15 protein-coding genes are annotated in these 19,473 nt (G+C 45.8%); 9 read left to right on the top strand and 6 right to left on the bottom strand.

What is annotated here, in order from left to right; genetic code table 11:
- The first annotated feature begins 115 nt into the window (after positions 1-115).
- Together EWU21_RS05665 and EWU21_RS05660 are read left to right on the top strand one after the other, a co-directional pair.
- On the top strand, positions 116-877 hold the full coding sequence (locus tag EWU21_RS05665; protein ID WP_130895836.1) for a TylF/MycF/NovP-related O-methyltransferase: 762 nt from the start codon (positions 116-118) through the stop codon (positions 875-877).
- Positions 878-881: 4 nt separating this feature from the next.
- Positions 882-3,260: a glycoside hydrolase family 95 protein gene (locus tag EWU21_RS05660; protein ID WP_130895835.1), complete on the top strand. Its 2,379-nt coding sequence runs from the start codon at positions 882-884 to the stop codon at positions 3,258-3,260.
- Positions 3,261-3,264: 4 nt separating this feature from the next.
- Here the strand turns inward: EWU21_RS05660 and EWU21_RS05655 are convergent, their stop codons facing one another.
- On the bottom strand, positions 3,265-3,912 hold the full coding sequence (locus EWU21_RS05655) for a hypothetical protein (protein ID WP_236633180.1): 648 nt from the start codon (positions 3,910-3,912) through the stop codon (positions 3,265-3,267).
- Positions 3,913-3,955: 43 nt separating this feature from the next.
- Here EWU21_RS05655 and EWU21_RS05650 point away from each other — a divergent pair, with 43 nt between their 5' ends.
- The 6 genes from EWU21_RS05650 to EWU21_RS05625 all read left to right on the top strand — a co-directional run bounded on the left by EWU21_RS05650 (position 3,956) and on the right by EWU21_RS05625 (position 11,665).
- Positions 3,956-6,964 (top strand): amidohydrolase family protein, encoded by a 3,009-nt coding sequence (locus tag EWU21_RS05650; RefSeq protein ID WP_130895833.1) that lies wholly within the window; start codon positions 3,956-3,958, stop codon positions 6,962-6,964.
- An 8-nt stretch (positions 6,965-6,972) separates the two neighbouring features.
- Positions 6,973-8,277 carry an amidohydrolase family protein gene (locus tag EWU21_RS05645; protein WP_130895832.1) on the top strand — a complete coding sequence of 435 codons (1,305 nt, stop codon included), beginning with the start codon at positions 6,973-6,975 and terminating at the stop codon, positions 8,275-8,277.
- 187 nt (positions 8,278-8,464) lie between these two features.
- Positions 8,465-8,671: a helix-turn-helix transcriptional regulator gene (locus tag EWU21_RS05640; RefSeq protein WP_130895831.1), complete on the top strand. Its 207-nt coding sequence runs from the start codon at positions 8,465-8,467 to the stop codon at positions 8,669-8,671.
- A gap of 21 nt (positions 8,672-8,692) precedes the next feature.
- Complete coding sequence (locus EWU21_RS05635) at positions 8,693-9,214, top strand: hypothetical protein (protein ID WP_130895830.1); 522 nt, start codon at positions 8,693-8,695, stop codon at positions 9,212-9,214.
- A gap of 592 nt (positions 9,215-9,806) precedes the next feature.
- Positions 9,807-10,541, top strand: a complete 735-nt coding sequence (lptB, locus tag EWU21_RS05630; protein ID WP_130895829.1) for an LPS export ABC transporter ATP-binding protein — start codon at positions 9,807-9,809, stop codon at positions 10,539-10,541.
- Complete coding sequence (locus EWU21_RS05625; protein WP_130895828.1) at positions 10,538-11,665, top strand: trans-sulfuration enzyme family protein; 1,128 nt, start codon at positions 10,538-10,540, stop codon at positions 11,663-11,665. The genes lptB and EWU21_RS05625 overlap by 4 nt, the downstream gene beginning before the upstream one ends.
- On the opposite strand, the gene EWU21_RS05620 is transcribed toward EWU21_RS05625, so the two are convergent.
- Both EWU21_RS05620 and EWU21_RS05615 read right to left on the bottom strand, forming a co-directional pair.
- A complete protein-coding gene (locus EWU21_RS05620; RefSeq protein WP_130895827.1) occupies positions 11,662-11,928 on the bottom strand; it encodes a PEGA domain-containing protein in 267 nt (88 codons plus the stop codon). The two genes, EWU21_RS05625 and EWU21_RS05620, sit on opposite strands and share 4 nt — an antisense overlap.
- Positions 11,929-11,988: 60 nt before the next feature.
- Positions 11,989-13,500 carry a capsule assembly Wzi family protein gene (locus EWU21_RS05615; RefSeq protein WP_161566478.1) on the bottom strand — a complete coding sequence of 504 codons (1,512 nt, stop codon included), beginning with the start codon at positions 13,498-13,500 and terminating at the stop codon, positions 11,989-11,991.
- A gap of 69 nt (positions 13,501-13,569) precedes the next feature.
- Between EWU21_RS05615 and EWU21_RS05610 the strand changes: the two genes are divergently transcribed.
- Complete coding sequence (locus EWU21_RS05610) at positions 13,570-14,958, top strand: undecaprenyl-phosphate glucose phosphotransferase (protein ID WP_130895825.1); 1,389 nt, start codon at positions 13,570-13,572, stop codon at positions 14,956-14,958.
- Here the strand turns inward: EWU21_RS05610 and EWU21_RS05605 are convergent.
- Genes EWU21_RS05605 through EWU21_RS05595 form a run of 3 tightly spaced genes read right to left on the bottom strand, consistent with a single transcriptional unit; the run spans position 14,955 to position 19,388 of the window.
- On the bottom strand, positions 14,955-16,208 hold the full coding sequence (locus EWU21_RS05605) for an O-antigen ligase family protein (protein WP_130895824.1): 1,254 nt from the start codon (positions 16,206-16,208) through the stop codon (positions 14,955-14,957). The genes EWU21_RS05610 and EWU21_RS05605 overlap by 4 nt on opposite strands.
- A complete protein-coding gene (locus EWU21_RS05600; protein WP_130895823.1) occupies positions 16,195-17,826 on the bottom strand; it encodes a hypothetical protein in 1,632 nt (543 codons plus the stop codon). The genes EWU21_RS05605 and EWU21_RS05600 overlap by 14 nt, the downstream gene beginning before the upstream one ends.
- Entirely contained in the window at positions 17,820-19,388 is a 1,569-nt protein-coding gene (locus tag EWU21_RS05595) for a capsule assembly Wzi family protein (RefSeq protein WP_130895822.1), read from the bottom strand. The genes EWU21_RS05600 and EWU21_RS05595 overlap by 7 nt, the downstream gene beginning before the upstream one ends.
- Positions 19,389-19,473: the final 85 nt, after the last annotated feature.

The raw sequence follows: 19,473 nt of genomic DNA, 5'->3' as shown, positions 1-19,473 counted from the left end.
AATAAAGGCGCTGTGTTCTGACGCATTTTCAGGTATTGACAAAAAGTGTCAACACCCTAAAACTGCCCATAGTAAAATACATTTTTTTTACTATTTTTAGGAGAAATTACCCCTTATGCGCAAATTCCTACTAAACCTCATTGAACAATTCGGTTACCAAGTCACTAAATTCGATCGCAAGGCCGCTGGGCCTTACGCGGATATTCAGGACAAAACTTTTTGGAGCTTTTACGAGAAATGCCAGCCCTATACGATGACGTCGGTAGAGCGGATGTTTGCGTTGTACCAGGCGACGAATTATGTGATTGATCAAAATATACCCGGGGATTTTGTGGAATGTGGCGTTTGGCGTGGTGGTTCGTCGCTGATGGTGGCGCAGGTGTTAGCGCACCGCGGGGTGAGCGATCGCCACCTCTATTTATACGATACGTTTGAGGGGATGTCTGAACCTACGGCGGAGGATGTGGATTTTAGGGGCCAAAAAGCCGACCTAATGCTCGAGCAAACCCAGGACCAGAAGGAGACTTCGGTTTGGTGTTTGGCAAACTTAGACGACGTAAAATTAACGATGTCGAACAGCTCATTTCCATCAGAAAACATCCACTACGTGGAGGGAAAAGTGGAAGACACGATTCCGCAAATCACCCCAAAAGGCGCCATCGCCCTGTTACGTTTAGACACGGATTGGTACACTTCTACGAAGCACGAATTGATTCATTTATATCCATCTTTAAGCGAAAGCGGCGTGATGATCATCGACGATTATGGCCACTGGGAGGGCTGCCGCAAAGCGGTGGACGAGTATTTCGCAGAGCAAAAGACATCGATTTTATTGCAGAGAATTGACTACACAGGCCGTTTGGCGATAAAAAAATAAACCTATGCGCATACTACTTTTAACTCTATTAGCATTTAGTACACTTGCTCAACAGAAACCCATGCGATTGTGGTACGATAAGCCGGCGACGTATTTTGAAGAGGCGCTTGTTCTCGGAAATGGGAAACAGGGGGTGACTGTTTTTGGCGGGACAAAAAGCGATAAAATCTTCTTGAATGACCTGACTTTGTGGTCTGGGGAGCCGATGGATCCGTATATGAACAAGGAGGCGTATAAAAATTTACCGGCGGTTCGCGAGGCTTTGCGTCTGGAAAATTATAAGGCGGCGGATTCTTTGGTCCGTAAAATACAAGGCAAATTCTCGGAATCGTATGCGCCGCTGGGAACCTTATATGTAGACTTTAACCACGATAATCCGACGGAATACCGCCGCGAATTAAGTTTAGATAAGGCCGTTTCGACGGTGCATTACCACACTGGTTCGAATGAGATTCGCAAGGAATATTTCTTCTCGCATCCGGACAATGTGTTCGTGATTCACTTGACGAGTAAGGAGAAAAAAGGGTTGAATTTTACGGTTCAATTTAAGTCCTTGTTGCGTTATTCGACGAAATCGACCATTAATCACTTGCACGCGAAAGGGACAGCGCCGGTGCGAGCGGATCCGAATTATGTGCGCAAAAAGGGGAATCCCATTATGTTTGATGATACCAAAGGAACGCGTTTTGCTTCGGATATTTTGATTCAATCGGCGGACGGAAAAGTGCTGAGAACGGATTCGACCTTGCAGATGGTGGGCGGAACGGATGCGACGATTTTAGTGACGATGGCGACGAGTTTTAATGGTTTTGACAAGAGTCCATCGAAGGAGGGTTTGAATGAAGATGAGCTGTCGGAGAAGCGTTTGCAGGCGGCCAGCTTTAAGGGTGCGGAGCAATTATTGGCGCGCCACTTAGCGGATTACCAGCCCTATTTCAAGCGTGTGAACTTGAGTTTGCCGGCAGACAATGCGCCGGAATTGCCTACGGATGAGCGTTTACGTCGTTATGCCAAAGGCGAGAAGGACAACTACCTCGAAACATTGTACTTCCAGTTTGGGCGGTATTTATTGATCTCGAGCTCGCGGACGCCGGGTGTACCAGCGAACTTGCAAGGACTTTGGAATCCACACATTCAACCGCCTTGGTCGAGTAATTATACGATGAACATTAATGCCGAAGAGAATTATTGGCTGGCGGAAAATACGAATTTGAGCGAGATGCACGCGCCGTTTTTGGGCTTTTTAGAGAACCTAGAAAAGACGGGACGCATTACGGCGAAGACGTTTTACGATGCGCCGGGTTGGGTGGTTCACCACAATTCAGATATTTGGGCGATGTCGAATCCAGTGGGGGATTTCGGGAACGGAGATCCGAGCTGGGCGAACTGGCCTATGGGCGCTACCTGGGCTTCCACCCATTTGTGGGAACATTATTTGTTCACACAGGACAAGAAATTCTTAGAGGCAAAGGCCTATCCTTTGATGCGTGGTGCGGCGGAATTCTGCCTGTATTGGTTAATTGAAGACAAAAACGGTCGCTTGATCACGTCTCCATCCACTTCACCAGAGAACAAATTCATCACGCCTACGGGCTACCAAGGAGCGACGGCCTACGGGGCGACAGCGGATTTGGCGATGATTCGCGAGTTGTTTTTGGACTTGATCGCGGCGGAAAAAGTCCTGAAAAAAGATCCGGCCTTCCAGGCATCTTTAGAAAAGGCTTTGGCCCGTATACTGCCGTACCAAGTAGGAGCGAAAGGCAATCTACAAGAATGGTATTTCGACTGGGAGGACACGGATCCGAAGCACCGCCACCAATCGCATTTATACGGTTTATACCCGGGAACACACGTAACGGTGGCAGAAACGCCCACGATTGCAGCGGCGGCTAAAAAGACCTTAGAGATCAAAGGCGACGAAACAACGGGCTGGTCCAAAGGCTGGAGAATTAACCTCTGGGCACGTCTGCGCGACGGAGATCACGCGTACAAAATGTACCGTGAACTGTTGAAATACGTAGAACCAGACGGTGTAAAAGTGAACTACGCACGCGGCGGAGGTACCTATCCTAACCTATTCGACGCACACCCTCCATTCCAAATCGATGGAAACTTTGGTGGCTCAGCGGCAGTCGCAGAAATGTTAATTCAATCCACTCCAGAATTAATCGAAACTTTGCCTGCATTACCGGCGGCCTGGGCTTTAGAAGGAGCTGTATCTGGCTTAAAAACCCGTGGTGGATTTGAGGTTTCCATGAGCTGGAAAGACGGCAAAGTGACGTCCCTACACCTGAAAGGGATGAAAGGAAGCACGGCGAAAGTAAAGGTGAATGGCGAGATTAAAAGTTTGTTGATAAAAACGGGAGAAGTTCACGTTTTGTGAAACCTTACGCGACTTCCTCCACCAGCGAACTCACCCAGTCCTGATACAATTCCGTTTCAATCTGAACGGCAACAGCGGCATGCTGTTCCCAGTCTGGCCAAGTAGCTTTTAATTGGGAGATCATCTCCTCTAGGTGCCCCTCTTCTTCCACGATGATGGATTTCACTTGGACTTTAGATTTTGTCTCTGTCAGGATTTGCTGGTAGATCGGATACAGTTCGTCAGCGCGCAATTCGATGGCGTAGGTCACTAATAAATAGGCCGCCCATTTTACGTCGTAGCCGGTTAGGCCTAGTTTTTTCTTCGCATATTGGCTGACGCGCAGGTCAAGAACGTCTAGATAGAAGCGGGAAGAGCGCGGGTTGATCAAAAAGGAATCGTCATAGGTTTCGAAGCCGGACGGAACTAATTTGCTGATTTGCTTCTTTAAATAATAAGCGTGGCGGTGTTCTTCTGCGGCGTGTTTTAAGATGATTAGGCTGACCTCTTTTTTGTGCTCAAATTTGGAAATTTTACGAGCCCCGGAATTTTCCATAAAGGAAAGCGTGTTCAAAAAACGGGCATGGGATTCAGGATTCGCCACTAGAGCGGCGATGGTTTGAGCGGTGTTCATGATTGACTTAGGCAAAATGTGTAGACAAAGATAGGCCAAAGACAAAAATTTTCTATCTTTAATCTCCAACAAAAATCAACGAATGAAAAAATTTCAACCTTTTTGGCTGGGAGCCCTGTTCCTCTTCGTGAGCACGTCTCTCTTTTCTCAAGTCACTTTCCCGATTAATGACGTCGCAAGTCCGTCGAATGGCTATTATGCCTTCACGAACGCGACCATCGTGAAAGATGCAAAAACGACTTTAACCAAGGCGACTTTGGTGATTAAAAATGGTAAGATCGAATCGGTCGGAGCTGTGGCGGTCCCTAAAGACGCGGTGGTGATCGATTGTGGCGGTAAGTACATTTACCCGTCTTTCATCGATATTTACAGTGATTATGGCATGAACGCTGTGGCAGCTGGCGGTGGTAGTTACCGCTCGCCCTCTCAAATGATTTCGAATACAAAAGGCCCTTATTCTTGGAATCAGGCTATCAAATCGGAGGTTTCGCACGCGAAATTGTTCGAGGTGAATGATTCAAAGGCGAAGGAATTGCGCAAGCTGGGCTTTGGCACGGTATTAACGCATCAAATGGACGGTATCTCTCGTGGAACCGGCGTTTTCGTGAGCTTAGCGAAGCAAAGAGAAAACTTGGTGGTCTTGAAAGAGAAAGCTTCGGCGCACTATTCGTTTAATAAGGGATCGTCTACGCAGGATTATCCGGGCTCGTTGATGGGTTCGATTGCGCTTTTACGCCAAAACTTCTTAGACGCCGCTTGGTACAAATCGAAGCCGGCGAAAGAGGGAACGAATTTATCTTTGGCTTCTTTTAATGAAATTCAAGCGCTTCCACAAATCTTCGAGGTAACCGATAAGTGGTCCGTTTTACGGGCAGATAAAATCGGCGACGAGTTTGGCGTTCAATACATTATCAAAGCGAGCGGTAACGAATACCAACGAATTGATGAGATGAAAGCGTCGAATGCGAAATTCATTTTGCCTTTGGACTTCCCGCAAGCGATGGATTTAGAGGATCCGACGGACGCGCGTTTCGTGAACGTGGCGGATATGAAGCACTGGGAATTAGCGCCTACGAACCCGGCGACTTTTGAGAAAGCGAGTCTATCGTTCGCGATTACGGCGAATGGATTAAAAGATGTGAGCAGTTTTATGCCCAATCTCCGCAAGGCGATTCAATACGGTTTAAGCGAGCAAAAGGCGTTAGAGGCGTTGACTTCAACCCCAGCAACGATCTTAGGCGTTTCTGACATGGTCGGAAGTCTGGATGCAGGCAAATTAGCAAACTTCGTAATCACGAATGGTCCCGTTTTCGCCGAAAAAACGACTATCATTGAGAACTGGGTACAAGGCGATGCGTATCCGATTGCGAAGGAACAATGGAGTTCTTTGGCAGGGAAATATGATTTACAATTAGGTGCAAACAAGGCGACTTTGAGTATCTCAGGTGAGCCAGGAGGGTATAAGGTTCAGATTTTGGCCAAAGACACCACATCCGTCGACTTCTCTCAAAAAGAATCCTTAATCAACTTGAGCTTCTCTTCGAAAGCCGACAAAGGCAAGCGCACGCGTTTGACGGGAACATTCGGAGATGCGAGCTTCGCTGGAACAGGCCAATTAGCGAACGGCGACTGGATTTCGTGGAAAGCAACGGCTTCCGCGGCGGCAGATACGGTAGCGAAAAAAGCAGGTAAGAAAGAAGATAAATTGGAATTAGGATCCGTCATCTACCCATTTGCGGGCTACGGAACACCCAAGCCAGCGACGGCCGAAACGATCTTGATCAAGAACGCGACGGTTTGGACAAATGAAAAATCAGGCGTTTTAAAGGACAGCGATGTCTTATTAAAGAACGGTAAAATCGCGGCGATCGGCAAAGGATTGAAAGATCCAACGGCGCGTGTGATCGACGGAACGGGCAAACACGTGACGGCGGGTATCATCGACGAGCACTCGCACGTAGCGGGAACCGGCGGCATTAACGAATGTTCGCAATCAGTGACGGCTGAGGTGCGTATCCAAGACGTGATCGATCCAGATGACGTGGACATCTACCGTCAATTGAGCGGTGGCGTAACGTCAAGCCACATCTTGCACGGATCATGTAACACAATCGGTGGCCAAACGCAATTATTGAAGTTCCGTTGGGGTGCGAACGCCGAGGGAATGAAGTTTGCAAACTGGGATCCATTTATCAAATTCGCATTGGGCGAGAACGTAAAACGCTCTTGGAACACGTCAAATCCGCGTTTCCCAGACACGCGTATGGGGGTGGAGCAGGTGTTAATGGATGCGTTTACTCGCGCGAGAGACTATGAAAAACAAGGTCCTGGCAAGCGTATTGACTTGGAATTAGAGACTTTGGTGGAGATTTTGAACCACAAGCGTTTCATCACGTGCCACTCGTACGTACAGAGCGAAATTAACGCGATGATGAAAGTGGCGGATCATTTTGGATTCACGGTGAACACGTTTACCCATATTTTGGAAGGTTATAAAGTAGCAGATATCATGGCCAAACACGGTGCGAATGCCTCGACATTCTCAGACTGGTGGGCCTATAAAATGGAGGTGACGGACGCAATCCCGCAAAATGCCTACTTGATGCAAAAGACGGGCGTGAACGTGGCGATTAATTCGGATGATGCGGAAATGGCACGTCGTTTGAACCAAGAAGCAGCGAAATCAGTGAAATACGCAGGTATGTCGGAGGAAGAAGCGTTGAAAATGGTGACGTTGAATCCTGCCAAAATGTTACACGTCGCTGACCGCGTCGGTTCCATCAAGGAAGGTAAGGATGCCGATATCGTGGTTTGGTCAGACAATCCATTATCGATTTATGCGAAATCGGAGCACACGATCGTTGATGGCGCAGTAGTTTTCGACCGCGCGGCAGATTTGATTCGCCAAGCGGAATTGAAAGCAGAAAAACAACGCTTAGTGCAAAAGATGATCGGCGCGAAAAAAGGCGGCGCATCGACTCGTCCAGCGACTCCATCCTACAAGGCGGAGAACGAATGCGAGGAGGATCACCACCACGGAAACAGCATTTGGGACCGTATTTCGAACCGTTGGGCTAACACTGAAAACTAAGATTTAAGATGAAAAAACAGATCATATATACTCTTTTCTTTGCGCTTAGCGGGATCTCTGCATTCGCACAAGAAACCATGCACCCATCCCCTGCCCAAAGCAAGACCATCGTCATCACCGGCGGTACCATCCACGTGGGCAACGGAACCATCATCGAAAACGGCACGCTCGTTCTCGAAAAAGGCAAAATCAAATCCGTATCTGCCACTCCTGTGACTATTTCAGGAGACGTAGAACGCATTGATGCCACAGGAAAGCAAGTCTATCCAGGCTTAATCGCCCCTAACTCGAGCTTAGGTTTGGTGGAATTCGCTTCTACGAAGTCGACCATTGACATCGAGGAATTAGGCGAAATGAACCCGAACATCCGTTCGATCGTAGCCTATAATACCGATTCGAAAATCATCAACACGGTGCGTTCGAATGGCGTTTTATTAGCGCAAATTACGCCGCAAGGCGGGATGATTCCCGGTTCTTCTAGCGTCGTGCAATTAGACGCATGGAACTGGCAAGATGCCGCTTACGCGATGGACAATGGCATTCACTTTAAGATGCCAGCCTTGATTAACCGTCCAGCTGCTTTTCAAAGAAGAGGAGCAAACGCGGATCCAGTGGCGGCGGGGTTGGCGCGCCTCGAAGAGGCGCGGTCCTTTTTTAAGGAAGCAAAAGCATATCTAAACGAGAAGACACATACAAGCACGAACTTGAAGTTCGAAGCTACGAGAGGCTTATTTGACGGAAGCAAGCCCTTTTTCGTGCACTGTGATTTAGTGAAGGAGATGCTAGCGGCGATTAATTTTGCCAAAGAATTCAACTTCAAACTTGTCCTAGTGGGAGCCACAGACAGTTGGATGATTGCGGATATTTTGAAGGAGAATAAGGTGGCGGTGATTTTGGGAGAAATCCACAGCCTTCCCGCTGCAGAAGATGACGCCGTAGATCAGCCGTACAAGACACCCGGAATGTTACAAAAAGCAGGCGTCTTATTCTCTGTAGGCTTCGAAGGCGGCGATGGAAACTGGCGCCAGCGCGACCTGCCTTTCCACGCTGGAACCATGTCAGCTTACGGGATGACAAAGGAAGAAGCGCTTTCAGCGATCACGCTAAATGCCGCAAAAATCCTTGGCATTTCAGACCGCACCGGCAGTATCGAATCAGGCAAAGACGCGAACCTAATCATCTCAACAGGTGATGTGTTAGACATGCGCACGAGCGTTTTAACTCATGCCTTCATTCAGGGCCGCGCCTTGAATTTAGACAACAAACATTCCCAACTTTTTGAGCGTTATAAGTACAAGTACAACGTGAAATAAGTTGAATTAAAGTGCAGTCTAAAAAGTCCTCAAAAGCCAATTTTGTCTTTTGAGGACTTTTTTTATACCCTCATTGCGCGTCATTATCAGTGTTTTTATAAAGTTTAGGATAAAAGTGTTAATAGTTTTGTTTTTGCATTTATTCTCTGAATATTATCAAAAATAAAACGCTAACCACTAATAAAATATGAAAACCAAACTAGTCTTTTCGACCGTTTTGATCAAGTCCCGCTTGACATTACGGATGACACAACAAGAAGTCGCTTCTGCCGTAGGAGTTTCCCAAAGTGCCTACAATTATTGGGAATCCGGCAAACATTATCCCAACGCCACCAAAATTTACCTCCTCATCCGAGTCTTGAAGATTCCCATTGAGGATGTGTTCTCGGCCTAAAATTTTCTTACCTTTGGGGGGATGATTCGCCTCAGCCTTTTACTCTTTTTGACATTCGTTGCGTGCACCCCCTCCCCGGAGCCGGCTACCCATTTCTACGACTGGAAAAAGGAGCTGAATCGCCTATCATCTTCCCCCCTTTCGGTAAAAAAGACCGTCATCTTAGATGGCACAGCAGAAGTGATTGATTCGGCCCAGGTGGATTTGGCCAAAGAATGGGCCCTCTTCCAAGAAGCCGACCTCAACAAACCTGCCTACGCCCTCAGCTACGAGAATCACAGCGCCCCAGGCCTGATCCTTTACGTGCTGAAAAAAGGCGAAGACCTTCCCGTTCGTTCCTTCCAAATCGCTTTAGACTCAGCCGGCAGACCATCTACGGTAGATTTTGAGATCTCTTCTGAGAATTTAATTTACATTACCTCCAAAAAACTCTCCATGCACCTCATCTCCGGTCGCGTGGTTTCCTACACCATTTCAGGTTCACAAGCTTTGCGCTGGTTCTCCTCGCCTACTCGCTATTCGGTTAGTGGGGTGGTATTGTAGCACTTCGTGCAGTCACTAGTCTCTAGTCGGGAGTCGCTGAGCGTAGTCATTGCTGCGCAATCTGGTCGTGGTCGCTCCGCGAAGTCATTGCTGCGCAATCTGGTCGTCACTTCGTGACTTAGTCGCGACTTTGTCGCTTAGTCCGGAGTAGAAGAATGGGTTAATGCAAACCTGCTAACAATTACCATAATAACCCAGAAATGCCTGGAAGGGCATAATGTTGAAATATCTTCGAGGCACTCAGAGGCCTTTTCAGGTATTGACACAATCTGTCAATACCGAAAAATCGACTTTAATGACTCGCGCAATTATTCACAAAATAGCCTTTTACAGCGCATTCCGCCGGCGGAGGATACTCGCGCTATTGACACAATCTGTCAATACCTGAAAATCGACTTTTACGCCAGACGATTTATTTCTCCATTTGTCGATTCTACGCAATCAGAGCCATTTTGAACAGAAAGGCCATGTAGAAAACCAAATCATACTGAACAGCAAGGCCAGGCTGAACAATCAGGGCGCTAAAAGGGTTTAAAGACGAGAGCGAGGGGGCAAGAAGGGAAAACATCGAAATAATTCGTATTTTTAAGGCATGATTTTACGGACAGAGAATTTAGTCAAGAAATACGGCCAACGATTAGTGAATGATCACATTTCGTACCAGGTGGCGCAAGGGGAGATTGTGGGTTTGTTGGGGCCAAATGGCGCGGGTAAAACGACTTCCTTCTACATCGCTACGGGTTTGGTGAAGCCGAATGAGGGGAAAGTGTTCTTGGATGATTTGGACGTAACAGACTTGCCTATGTATAAGAGGGCAAGGCTTGGAATCGGGTATTTAGCGCAGGAGGCGTCGGTTTTTAGGACGCTGAGTGTGGAGGAAAATATTCAGGCGGTGTTAGAGATGACGGATTTGTCGAAGGCGGCGCAGAAAGAGAAGGTGGAGAGCCTTTTGGAGGAGTTTTCCTTAACGCATGTGCGGAAGAGTTTAGGTCAGGTGCTTTCTGGGGGTGAGAGGAGAAGAACGGAGATCGCGAGGGCGCTGGCGGTGGATCCTAAGTTTATTCTGTTGGATGAGCCGTTTGCGGGGGTCGATCCGATCGCGGTGGAGGAGATTCAGACGATAGTGTCGAAGTTAAAATACCGGAATATTGGGATTTTGATTACGGATCATAATGTGGATGAGACGCTATCGATTACGGATAGGGCTTATTTGCTTTTTGAGGGTAAGATTTTGAAGGCGGGGACGCCACGAGAATTAGCGGATGACGAACAAGTTCGTCGTTTGTATTTAGGTAAAAACTTTAAGCTTAGAGAAAATCAGCGATGAAAAAGGAGACGATTGCGGTACATGGGAGTCATTTGAAGGATGAGACGGCGGGAGCGATTGCGGCGCCGGTGTTTTTGACGACGACTTTTGAACGGGCTTTGGACGGAACGTATCCGAAAGGTCACATGTATTCTCGCAACTCCAACCCTAACCGCACGGCACTTGAAAAAGGCCTGGCGGCCTTAGAAGGGGCGTCGCGAGGCTTCGCCTTCGGCTCAGGCCTCGCCGCCGTCAACGCCGTCTTCCAATGCCTACAATCTGGTGACCATATTTTAATGCCCGAAGTGGGGTATTATGCCTCGTACAAACTGGCGGAAGAGATTTTGGGTCCCTGGGGACTAGAAGTGACGCAGGTGGATATGACGGATTTGGCACAGGTAGAAAAAGCGGTACAAAAAAACACAAAGCTCATCTGGGCGGAGACACCGGCGAATCCGATGCTGAGCATAACGGATATTGAAGGCCTGTCAGTCATTGCTAAAAAACACGGACTTAAATTAGGCGTGGATAATACGATGGGCACACCAGTGCTCCAAAATCCCATCGCTCATGGCGCGGACTTCGTGATGCACGCGACGACGAAGTACATCGGCGGACATTCGGACATCATGGGCGGGGCAGTGCTAGTAAAAGAGGATGATGAGTGGGCGAAAAGAATTGAAAGAGTGCAGATTTTGATGGGTGCGACTCCTAATCCGTTGGACTGTTACTTATTAGCGAGGGGTTTGAAGACTTTGCCTTTGAGAATGAGAGAGCACAGTGCGAACGCGTTGGAACTGGCGAAGCGTTTGGAAAAACACCCTAAGGTAGAATTAGTGCATTATCCTGGCCTGGAATCACATCCGCAGCACGCTTTGGCAAAAAAACAGATGCCTCAAGGATTCAGTGGCATGATCGCTTTGCAGGTGAAAACGGGGGAAACAGAAACGAGGGAGATGGCGGGTAAACTGCAGATTTTCCAACAAGCGACGAGCTTAGGTGGCGTAGAATCACTGGTGGAACACCGCAAGTCCATTGAAGGACCGCAAAGTACGACACCGGGAAACTTATTGCGTTTCTCGATCGGTTTAGAACATGTAGATGATTTGTGGGCTGACCTAGAACAGGCGCTGGCTACTATTTAGAGATCCTTCTCTAATTTCACCTCGACTTCTTTATTAATTCCTTTCAGTTCGACACGCTGGCGCTTGTAGCCAGATTTCGAAATCGAAAGAAAATTGTATTGCTTTTCGTCGATCTTAATTTCGATGGGGGTTTTCCCCACGAAGTAACCGTTTAATATAACTTCTGCTCCCGCTGGATCCGTTTTGACAGAAATGGTCTTAGTTGCAGGCGCAACGAAAGAACTTAAAGCACTGATTAGCAATACGATAAGAATATTTTTCATGTAGGCTTCGAATTAAGAAATCGAAATTACCTAAAAATAAATGAAATAATGTTCTGGAAGCTAAAAATATCTAGTTGCTGATAATTGCAATTGGGCATTCAGTACGTGCTGGTCGAGCACCCATTGGTAATTGCGCATCCAGGCGAAATTTAATTTGGCGGTGAGGGAATAGGCCTGGATTCTTCTTTGGTAATATCCACCCCACATCAGGTCTACCCATTTCGCATCATAGGTTTTAAACGCGTCGTAATAGTAATCCATGTTGTGGGCGTAGCGCTCGATAGAAAAACCGGCGATGGAAGCGGGGCGAACGAAGGCGAGGTCAAAGGTTTGGAGGTTTGATCCGGGACCTATGCCGGCACCTAGCACCTGACCCTCGTTTGTGTAGCCGTGGCGAACAAAATCGTGGCGATACCAGGGGCCATTATTGCGTACGAGGCGATCAGCGGTCATTTCCAGGGTGGTGTTTTCCAAAGCCAGGCGAATATACCGGCCGGAAGACTGTTTGAACACCTTGCGTAAACCTAGGATATAGGCCCTGGAATGCTCCATGGACGTTAACCAATCCCAAAAACTATTCTTGTAATCATTATAGCCTAATTCCCCGTAGAGCTCGACATGGGAGGCCGGAAAAACCCAGCGCACATTCAAGGACGCTAACTGGTCTCTTCGCTTCGCATCCTCCAGCGGAAGATTCTTTTTTTCAAAGGGCAGTAAGAACGGAAACACGTCCGTCAAGCCCGAGCCCATGTCAGATGTATAAAGATGGAAAGCGCGGGAGAAACCGAGGAATAGTCCGGGTACCCAGCGCGGCTGGTAATTCAAGGTGAGGGCAGAAATGTAGCGGGCATCCGTGGATTTAGGCTCTAAATAATTGATGCCGTTGACTATATAATCGGATGCCAAAGGCTGTACCCCAGACCCCTCTAAGCGCCCGCCAATCAGCTGGAATTCGAAAGAGCCCAGGAAGGTTTTTAGCGGTTTGACGCTATTGAATGTCCCGTGCAAGAAGCCTGGGGCATTGTTTGACAGGAGAAGGGAGTTGCGGAAACCCGGACCCCACCAGAGATTCTCGGTGGAAATACCCACAGAGACGGAGCGGGAGGAGAGGCGGAGGGCACTTTGGCCTAAACGAAAACGGGAATAGGCAGAGGTCCCAAAGCGTTCCGGAATGTCTGTGCTATTCCACAAAACTAACATGGGAGCGCGCTGAGGGCCTTGAAGGGAAAAAGTTCCGAAGTCTCGGTTCTCCGCGTAGACGAATTCCGGCATCAGCTGGAGACTTAGGCCTTTGTAGTGGGTAAAAAAACCTGCCGTTAAATAAGTTTGCAAACCTTTCGCCGGGATCATCGCGCCGTCGTTCCATCCCAAGGGGGCGTAGGTATTTAGCTGATTCAGGACAGTGGCGGGTAGCAGACCTGTAGCGGCCGAATCTGAAATCGGCCGTATAGTAAACGAATAAGTGGCTCCGGAGATCAATTGTTGATTACGGAGACGCTCTTCAGAAAAATCTGGCCGGCCCACGGGAATGGTTTGGGCGTAGATTTGTGCTGTCAGAAAGAAAAAAAACATCTTTTTAAGCATGGACAAATTTAGGGAGGAATGGGCGCAATGTTGTAAATTTGGGTGATAAAGATTTCGATGAACAAAAAGTCCAACCGTTTTGCGCTGATTCGCTATGTGAACGATGCCCTTGTGGTCATTGCAGCCTATTCGCTTGCGCTTTGGAATACGGGGCATATAGATCAATGGAATCCGGCTTTTGGCCTGCTTTCGCTCGTATTGTGGTATTTTGTCTCCTCTTTTTCGAAATTGTATGCGGATCGACGCTCGAATAAGTTTGCGGAGGAGATCATTTTCATCGTTTACCACCTGATTTTATTTACGATTTTGCTCAGTTCCAGTCTCTTCTTTTTGAAGCCGACTGGGGCCTATGATTTCCACTTCTTTGCCTATTTTATTAGCGCTAATTTCCTTTTAGCGGCCATCACCAAATACATTTTACGGAAGAATCGCCACGCTGCTTTTTACCAAGGACGGATGAATGACGTGGTTTTATTAGTGGGTGCGACCGCCGCGGCGAAGAATTTTTACGATACGGTACAGAAGTATTATTACTACGGTTATAAGGTCGAGGGCCTGATTGATGACGAGATGAACAATATTCCAGGTTGTGATTATTTAGGCAAAATCAGCCAGCTGGACTTGATTTTGAAGTCGCGCTACGTGGACGAAGTCGTGATTGCCTTGCCTACGGACGACTATTCGACCATTCAGCGCTGCATCAGTATTTGTGATTATTACCGGACCAAAGTCCGTATTTTGCCTGACTTCAAACAATATGCGACCTCCTCGGTCAGCATTCAAACGATCGGACAAGTGCCCGTGATGAACGTGGGACGTCTACCGCTGGATCGTTTGGAGAACCGAATTTTGAAGCGCATTTTTGATGTGACGTTCTCGCTGGTGTTCTTCCTGACTTTTGGCCTGATTCTATTTCCACTGATCGCCTTGTTGATTAAGTTGACGTCCAAAGGGCCTGTCATCTTCAAACAAGAACGCTGGGGACTGAATAATGAGACCTTGATTTGCTATAAATTCCGCACGATGGTGCAGGAAAGTGAGGACGTAGATGCAGAGGGAAATTACCAGCAGGCGCAAAAAGATGATCCGCGCATTACGCGTATTGGGGCCTTCTTGCGCAAGACGAATTTGGATGAAATACCGCAGTTTTGGAATGTATTAATCGGCAATATGTCTGTCGTGGGACCGCGTCCGCACCCGACTCCCCTGAATATCGAATCGATGAATACCGTGGATAATTACATGCTACGCCACATCGTTTTGCCGGGAATTAGCGGCTGGGCGCAGGTAAATGGGTGCAGAGGGGAAACGCGGACGACGGAAGATATGCAGGATCGCGTAGACTTTGATTTGAGTTATATTCACCGCTGGTCGTTTTGGTTAGATTGCCAAATCATCCTCCAGACCGTCATTAACTTCTTCAGGGGCGACCAGAACGCGTACTAAACTTTTGAAACTGAAGGCTCAGGGAAAAAATCTCCCAGTAAATACAACCCTACCCAAGTCCAAAATGGGAATGCACCCATAGGTCCTTCTAGAAAAACATCAAAACTACCATTTAGCCAAAAAGTAAAAAGCACACAGGATATCATCAGCTGGCGATCAGTTAACTTCCTTTGAAACATAGGCTTGAATAGACAAAAAAGCCAATAGGACCATAATAAAAATAGTGGCCAACCAAATCTAGCTAATATCGTTAAATTAAAATTGTGTGGCGACCGTAGGTCTTCAGAATCAGTTGTAATGACATCGCTCTCCGCCAAACTCATTCCAAATCCCTTCCCTTGTAACGCAAATTCCGGACTAGTACTGTAATCCAAAATGTTCGCCCACCATACTAAACGCCAAATTTTATTATCTTCTAAAGTAGCATCTTTCCCTACCCCAAAAATAGATCCTACATTTTCGACCAATTGATCCATTCCTACTTTTCTTCCTTGGAAATTATCTTTCACTTTAATAGAAGCATATAAGGGGAGTACAATAAGTAACACCAAAGGTAAAAAGCGGGCGTATTGTTTTAATTGTGTCCGTATTTCATGTTGTTTGGTAAAATAGGCAAACAGTCCTAAGCCTATAGAATAAGCGAGCATACCAGACCTAGAATAGGCCGTAATTATCAGTAAGTTTAATGCAATGGCAATGGCCATGATTAATTGAAAACGAAATGAACGATGGCTTAAAAATAGAATTAATACAAGGGTCGAAATTAATAAATGCACCCCCATATCGCCATATTTATAGAGGGCGAAAGGCACGGAACCAAACAAAACGCGGTTATCAAAAAATTCGGAAAAATTTTGAATGTAAAAATTAAAAAAAGCAAACAGGGGAAACCATGTGTATATTAAAATCAGGTATTCCCACATTTTTTGTTGGTAATCCTTAAATAAAAAGACAAAGAAGGCAAACCAGGCGTATTGAATTATAAACGAATCTCTTATCACATCGAAGAGCGTATAGGAGCGCAAACCCCAAGCAATGTAACCTACCATTATTAGGAGGAAAAATGCCAGAATTTTTGTCCGCTTATCCCAGCCGAACGTATAGTCTTTACGAGTAATAAATAGAATGATAAATCCGCCTACCCAAATCGCTTCGGCAAAAAAACTGTAGGCAATTCCTTTGTTAAAGAATACGTATAAAGCCATTACAAAAAAATAAGCCTGTAAATACAGCTTTTTAACGGCTTCCATGAAGATTATATTTTATTGATGCTTGCCATTGTAAATTCGTATAATCGGATTTGGTTGATGAATCTGACCAGCCAGAGCCATCTTCTATTCTCACCCACATATAATTATTGACTGAAGTTTGGAATACTGATCCGCCCAAAAGTACATATTTTCTTACTTGTATCTGCGCCTCTACCCCAGTCATCAAATTGACCCAATAGCGATTTGTGTAGCCGCTACCATAATATTGATACACATAAAAATCATTATTTTTCACTAATCTTTCCGCATGTAGTCTGATTAAATTGTTACCTCTATGCCAGCTTAAATTGATTGTTTGACTATTCGATCCCGGCCCAATAGATGCCCCCAGTAATTTAGCATTTTGTGTATATCCTTGACGTACTTCAGTGCTAGTATACCAGCTAAAACGATTGGGTTCTCCGGCCGTTGCCTTGATGACTAAAGCCGGATTCATTAATTGTAATTGTGCAAATTCAATTTCAAATTCGATAAATGATTTCTTTCTTTTTCCTAAAGGGAAAAGCTTACGACCACCTATAATAAACCCTGTTTTAGTAGAATCTCCAAAGAAGCTCGACGGACCCACTAGTTTATCTGGTTGACCAAATTCTCCAAAAAATTCAGCATGATCCCTAGGAAGAGCAAATCGGAAAAGAAATGCCCCTAATTGCATTTTTGGATTCTCCACAAATGGTTTCCCCGATTGTGGCCCATCATTCGTGAAGTAATTTTGCTGCGCAAAAGAATAGCCTAAATAGAAATTAGGCACCCACTTGGGTTGCCAATTGACCATAAATGCCTTCAGCATTCTCACTGAATTATTCTTATTTTCAATGCCTCCAGCCCATAGCGGTCTAAAATACTTGTCCTCAGGTGATAGCATACTAGGATTTTCTAGCATACCTACGATTCCTTTCCCTTCAAATGAGCCAACAGGAGTAATTACCGGCTTGCGTGTTTGCAAAAAATAATGTAAAAACCCAGATGCTTCATTGGTCATCATCAAGCTATTTTTAAATCCTGGCCCCCACCAATTATTTTCGGTTGATATTCCCGTTGAAATATTCTTTAGCTGGAATGCAATTCTAGATTGACCAGGAAAAAAGGTTTTCAAAGGAGCTTCTCCAAATTGACTATAATAATCAATTTGATTATTTATCATGAAAAATATCCTCGTAATATAATTCCCGTCTTGTGGATTCCCAATAAAAACAGGCGGTGGAGAGTTTTCCGCGATCACCCATTCTGGCTGCAAGTTAATGTCTAAGAATTTCCATCGTAAATGAACCCCTAGGCTCCACCGACGTTGAAAACCAACTGCCGGATATAATGTCCCTTCATTATAACCTAAAGGCATCACATTATTATTTTGTACTGTATGGCTAAAACTAATATTCTCAAGCTGAAATGACTTTTTCAATGCCACCGACTCTAGTTCTTGTAATGCTGATGTGGAACGAATCATAAAAGATTGGTTCTGGTATTTTAAAGAATCTGCACCATTCATTAATTGAGCATTCCTTAGAGCATCTGTCAATGAAATATCATCCAATAAAGTCGTCTGACCGAATAAAGAACACGTAACCAGCAAAAGACCTACTATATACTTTACCATAAAAATATCGTGTTAATGAAAGCATACAGGTTTGATTTCGAATGATCCTTTTCCCATAAATAATTCGAAGAATTCACCCATTTAAAATCACCTGTGAATAACAATTTTTTATAGCGATATCCCCCTTGAAACCCAAAGGCAAAATCATCCCATTTAGTATCTCTAAGCCAAACCGCATTTCCGCCAGCATAGGTGTATGGCTTATTTGAGACGTGTTGAAAAGAAAGCCCTATTTTAGTCCAGCCCTGATTCCAGCTTATGGCAAAAGATTGTGCATCATTCCCATGACCAACCCCATTCGCAATAATCTGGTTATTATTTGTAAAACCTTCATAGACTTGACCATGTTCATACCAATTCCCTGCTGGACGCATTAAATATGAGGGAGTTTCAGACATTTTTATTGCCTCAGCTTGCACAGATATGAATGACCTTGAATTCAGTGGGTGTAATTTCTTAAAACCAACCATCCAAGCAGCGGCATGACCCATATCTAAATAGAGGTCACGTAAATTTTCTTTGGCATCATTATAGCCAAATTCAGCATAGATTTCGGCATGATTTTTAGGCATTAACCAGCGGGTGGAAAAACTTAAAATCTGGTCTTTGCTCAGTGTATCATCATTATAATCGCTCTTGAATAGATTGTTCAACACCGGCAAGTAGGTGTTCATAAATTTCGCGTTGGGCAGTGGCACCTCGTAATTTTGAAAAGAACGGGAAACGGAGAAGAAGACGTTTTTCATAAACCGCGGCTGGTAGGTCAGGATGATCCCGTTGTATTGGCGATTCTTTGGATTATGAGACAAATCACGTCTTTTCAAGGCATTGTTTTCAAAGCCCTGCAAGGAATCTCTTGTCATCCGGCCTAAAATCAATTGGAATTCGAAGGATCCTATCGGAGTCTTCAAAGGTCGTGTGGTATTCAAGCTGTAATGCTGAAATCCAGCCGCATTATTCGTCATCAGTAACGAAGAATAGTGTCCAGGCCCCCACCATAGATTCTGGTTCGATACGCCTAGCGAAATCCCCCCCGCCTCTAAGCGTACAGAAGATTGTCCTAGACTTAGTCGATCTAACGATGGATTTACTTCTCCCCACGCGTCGCTAGTTTCATAATCTGCCGAACCCGTATGTATAAATTCAGGTTTGAACTGCACATGCAAAATGCTAAATCGTGCATAAAAACCAGCACTGGCCTGCATTTGATAGCCATTCGAGATGGACATCGCCTGGTCGTTCCAGCCATAAGGGCGGGAGGTGTTCAATTTTTGAGAGAGAGAAGCGGGCAATAAAATAGCCTGAAATAGGCCTTTTTTATAGCTCTTAATAGAATCATTTGCGGAGGGATCGATCAAACGATATAAGTCTTGCATGCTCTGCTTCCCCGTAGAATAAAAGGGCCTGGCCAGCATGGACTGATTCGCGTCTACTTTACCTAAGAGTTGCAGATTGCGAACTTGCTCATCGATGTCAGAGAATCCGACGGGGATGGCGTTTTGGGCCCATATTGGAGTCCCAAACAAACACAAAACGAAACAAAGCGACAGCAAAAACTTCATAAACAAAGTTAGGAATAATCCGGTGCTGAACAAAAGGGGAGAAAAGACTAAAAAATTAAAGTTTGCATTACTAATATATAAAAGT

Source organism: Aquirufa antheringensis, assembly GCF_004307425.1.
In the GTDB taxonomy this organism is placed as follows: Bacteria; Bacteroidota; Bacteroidia; order Cytophagales; family Spirosomataceae; genus Aquirufa; species Aquirufa antheringensis.
The sequence above is the reverse complement of the archived record's forward strand: the minus strand, read 5'-3'. Positions and strand labels throughout refer to the sequence as shown.

Coding starts and splice junctions, on each gene's coding strand:
- EWU21_RS05600 (WP_130895823.1), bottom strand. CDS start 17,826: ATGGTAAAGTATATAGTAGGTCTTTTGCTGGTTACGTGTTCTTTATTC.
- EWU21_RS05650 (WP_130895833.1), top strand. CDS start 3,956: ATGAAAAAATTTCAACCTTTTTGGCTGGGAGCCCTGTTCCTCTTCGTG.
- EWU21_RS05665 (WP_130895836.1), top strand. CDS start 116: ATGCGCAAATTCCTACTAAACCTCATTGAACAATTCGGTTACCAAGTC.
- EWU21_RS05625 (WP_130895828.1), top strand. CDS start 10,538: ATGAAAAAGGAGACGATTGCGGTACATGGGAGTCATTTGAAGGATGAG.
- EWU21_RS05610 (WP_130895825.1), top strand. CDS start 13,570: ATGAACAAAAAGTCCAACCGTTTTGCGCTGATTCGCTATGTGAACGAT.
- EWU21_RS05635 (WP_130895830.1), top strand. CDS start 8,693: ATGATTCGCCTCAGCCTTTTACTCTTTTTGACATTCGTTGCGTGCACC.
- EWU21_RS05595 (WP_130895822.1), bottom strand. CDS start 19,388: ATGAAGTTTTTGCTGTCGCTTTGTTTCGTTTTGTGTTTGTTTGGGACT.
- lptB (WP_130895829.1), top strand. CDS start 9,807: ATGATTTTACGGACAGAGAATTTAGTCAAGAAATACGGCCAACGATTA.
- EWU21_RS05660 (WP_130895835.1), top strand. CDS start 882: ATGCGCATACTACTTTTAACTCTATTAGCATTTAGTACACTTGCTCAA.
- EWU21_RS05640 (WP_130895831.1), top strand. CDS start 8,465: ATGAAAACCAAACTAGTCTTTTCGACCGTTTTGATCAAGTCCCGCTTG.
- EWU21_RS05605 (WP_130895824.1), bottom strand. CDS start 16,208: ATGGAAGCCGTTAAAAAGCTGTATTTACAGGCTTATTTTTTTGTAATG.
- EWU21_RS05615 (WP_161566478.1), bottom strand. CDS start 13,500: ATGTTTTTTTTCTTTCTGACAGCACAAATCTACGCCCAAACCATTCCC.
- EWU21_RS05620 (WP_130895827.1), bottom strand. CDS start 11,928: ATGAAAAATATTCTTATCGTATTGCTAATCAGTGCTTTAAGTTCTTTC.
- EWU21_RS05645 (WP_130895832.1), top strand. CDS start 6,973: ATGAAAAAACAGATCATATATACTCTTTTCTTTGCGCTTAGCGGGATC.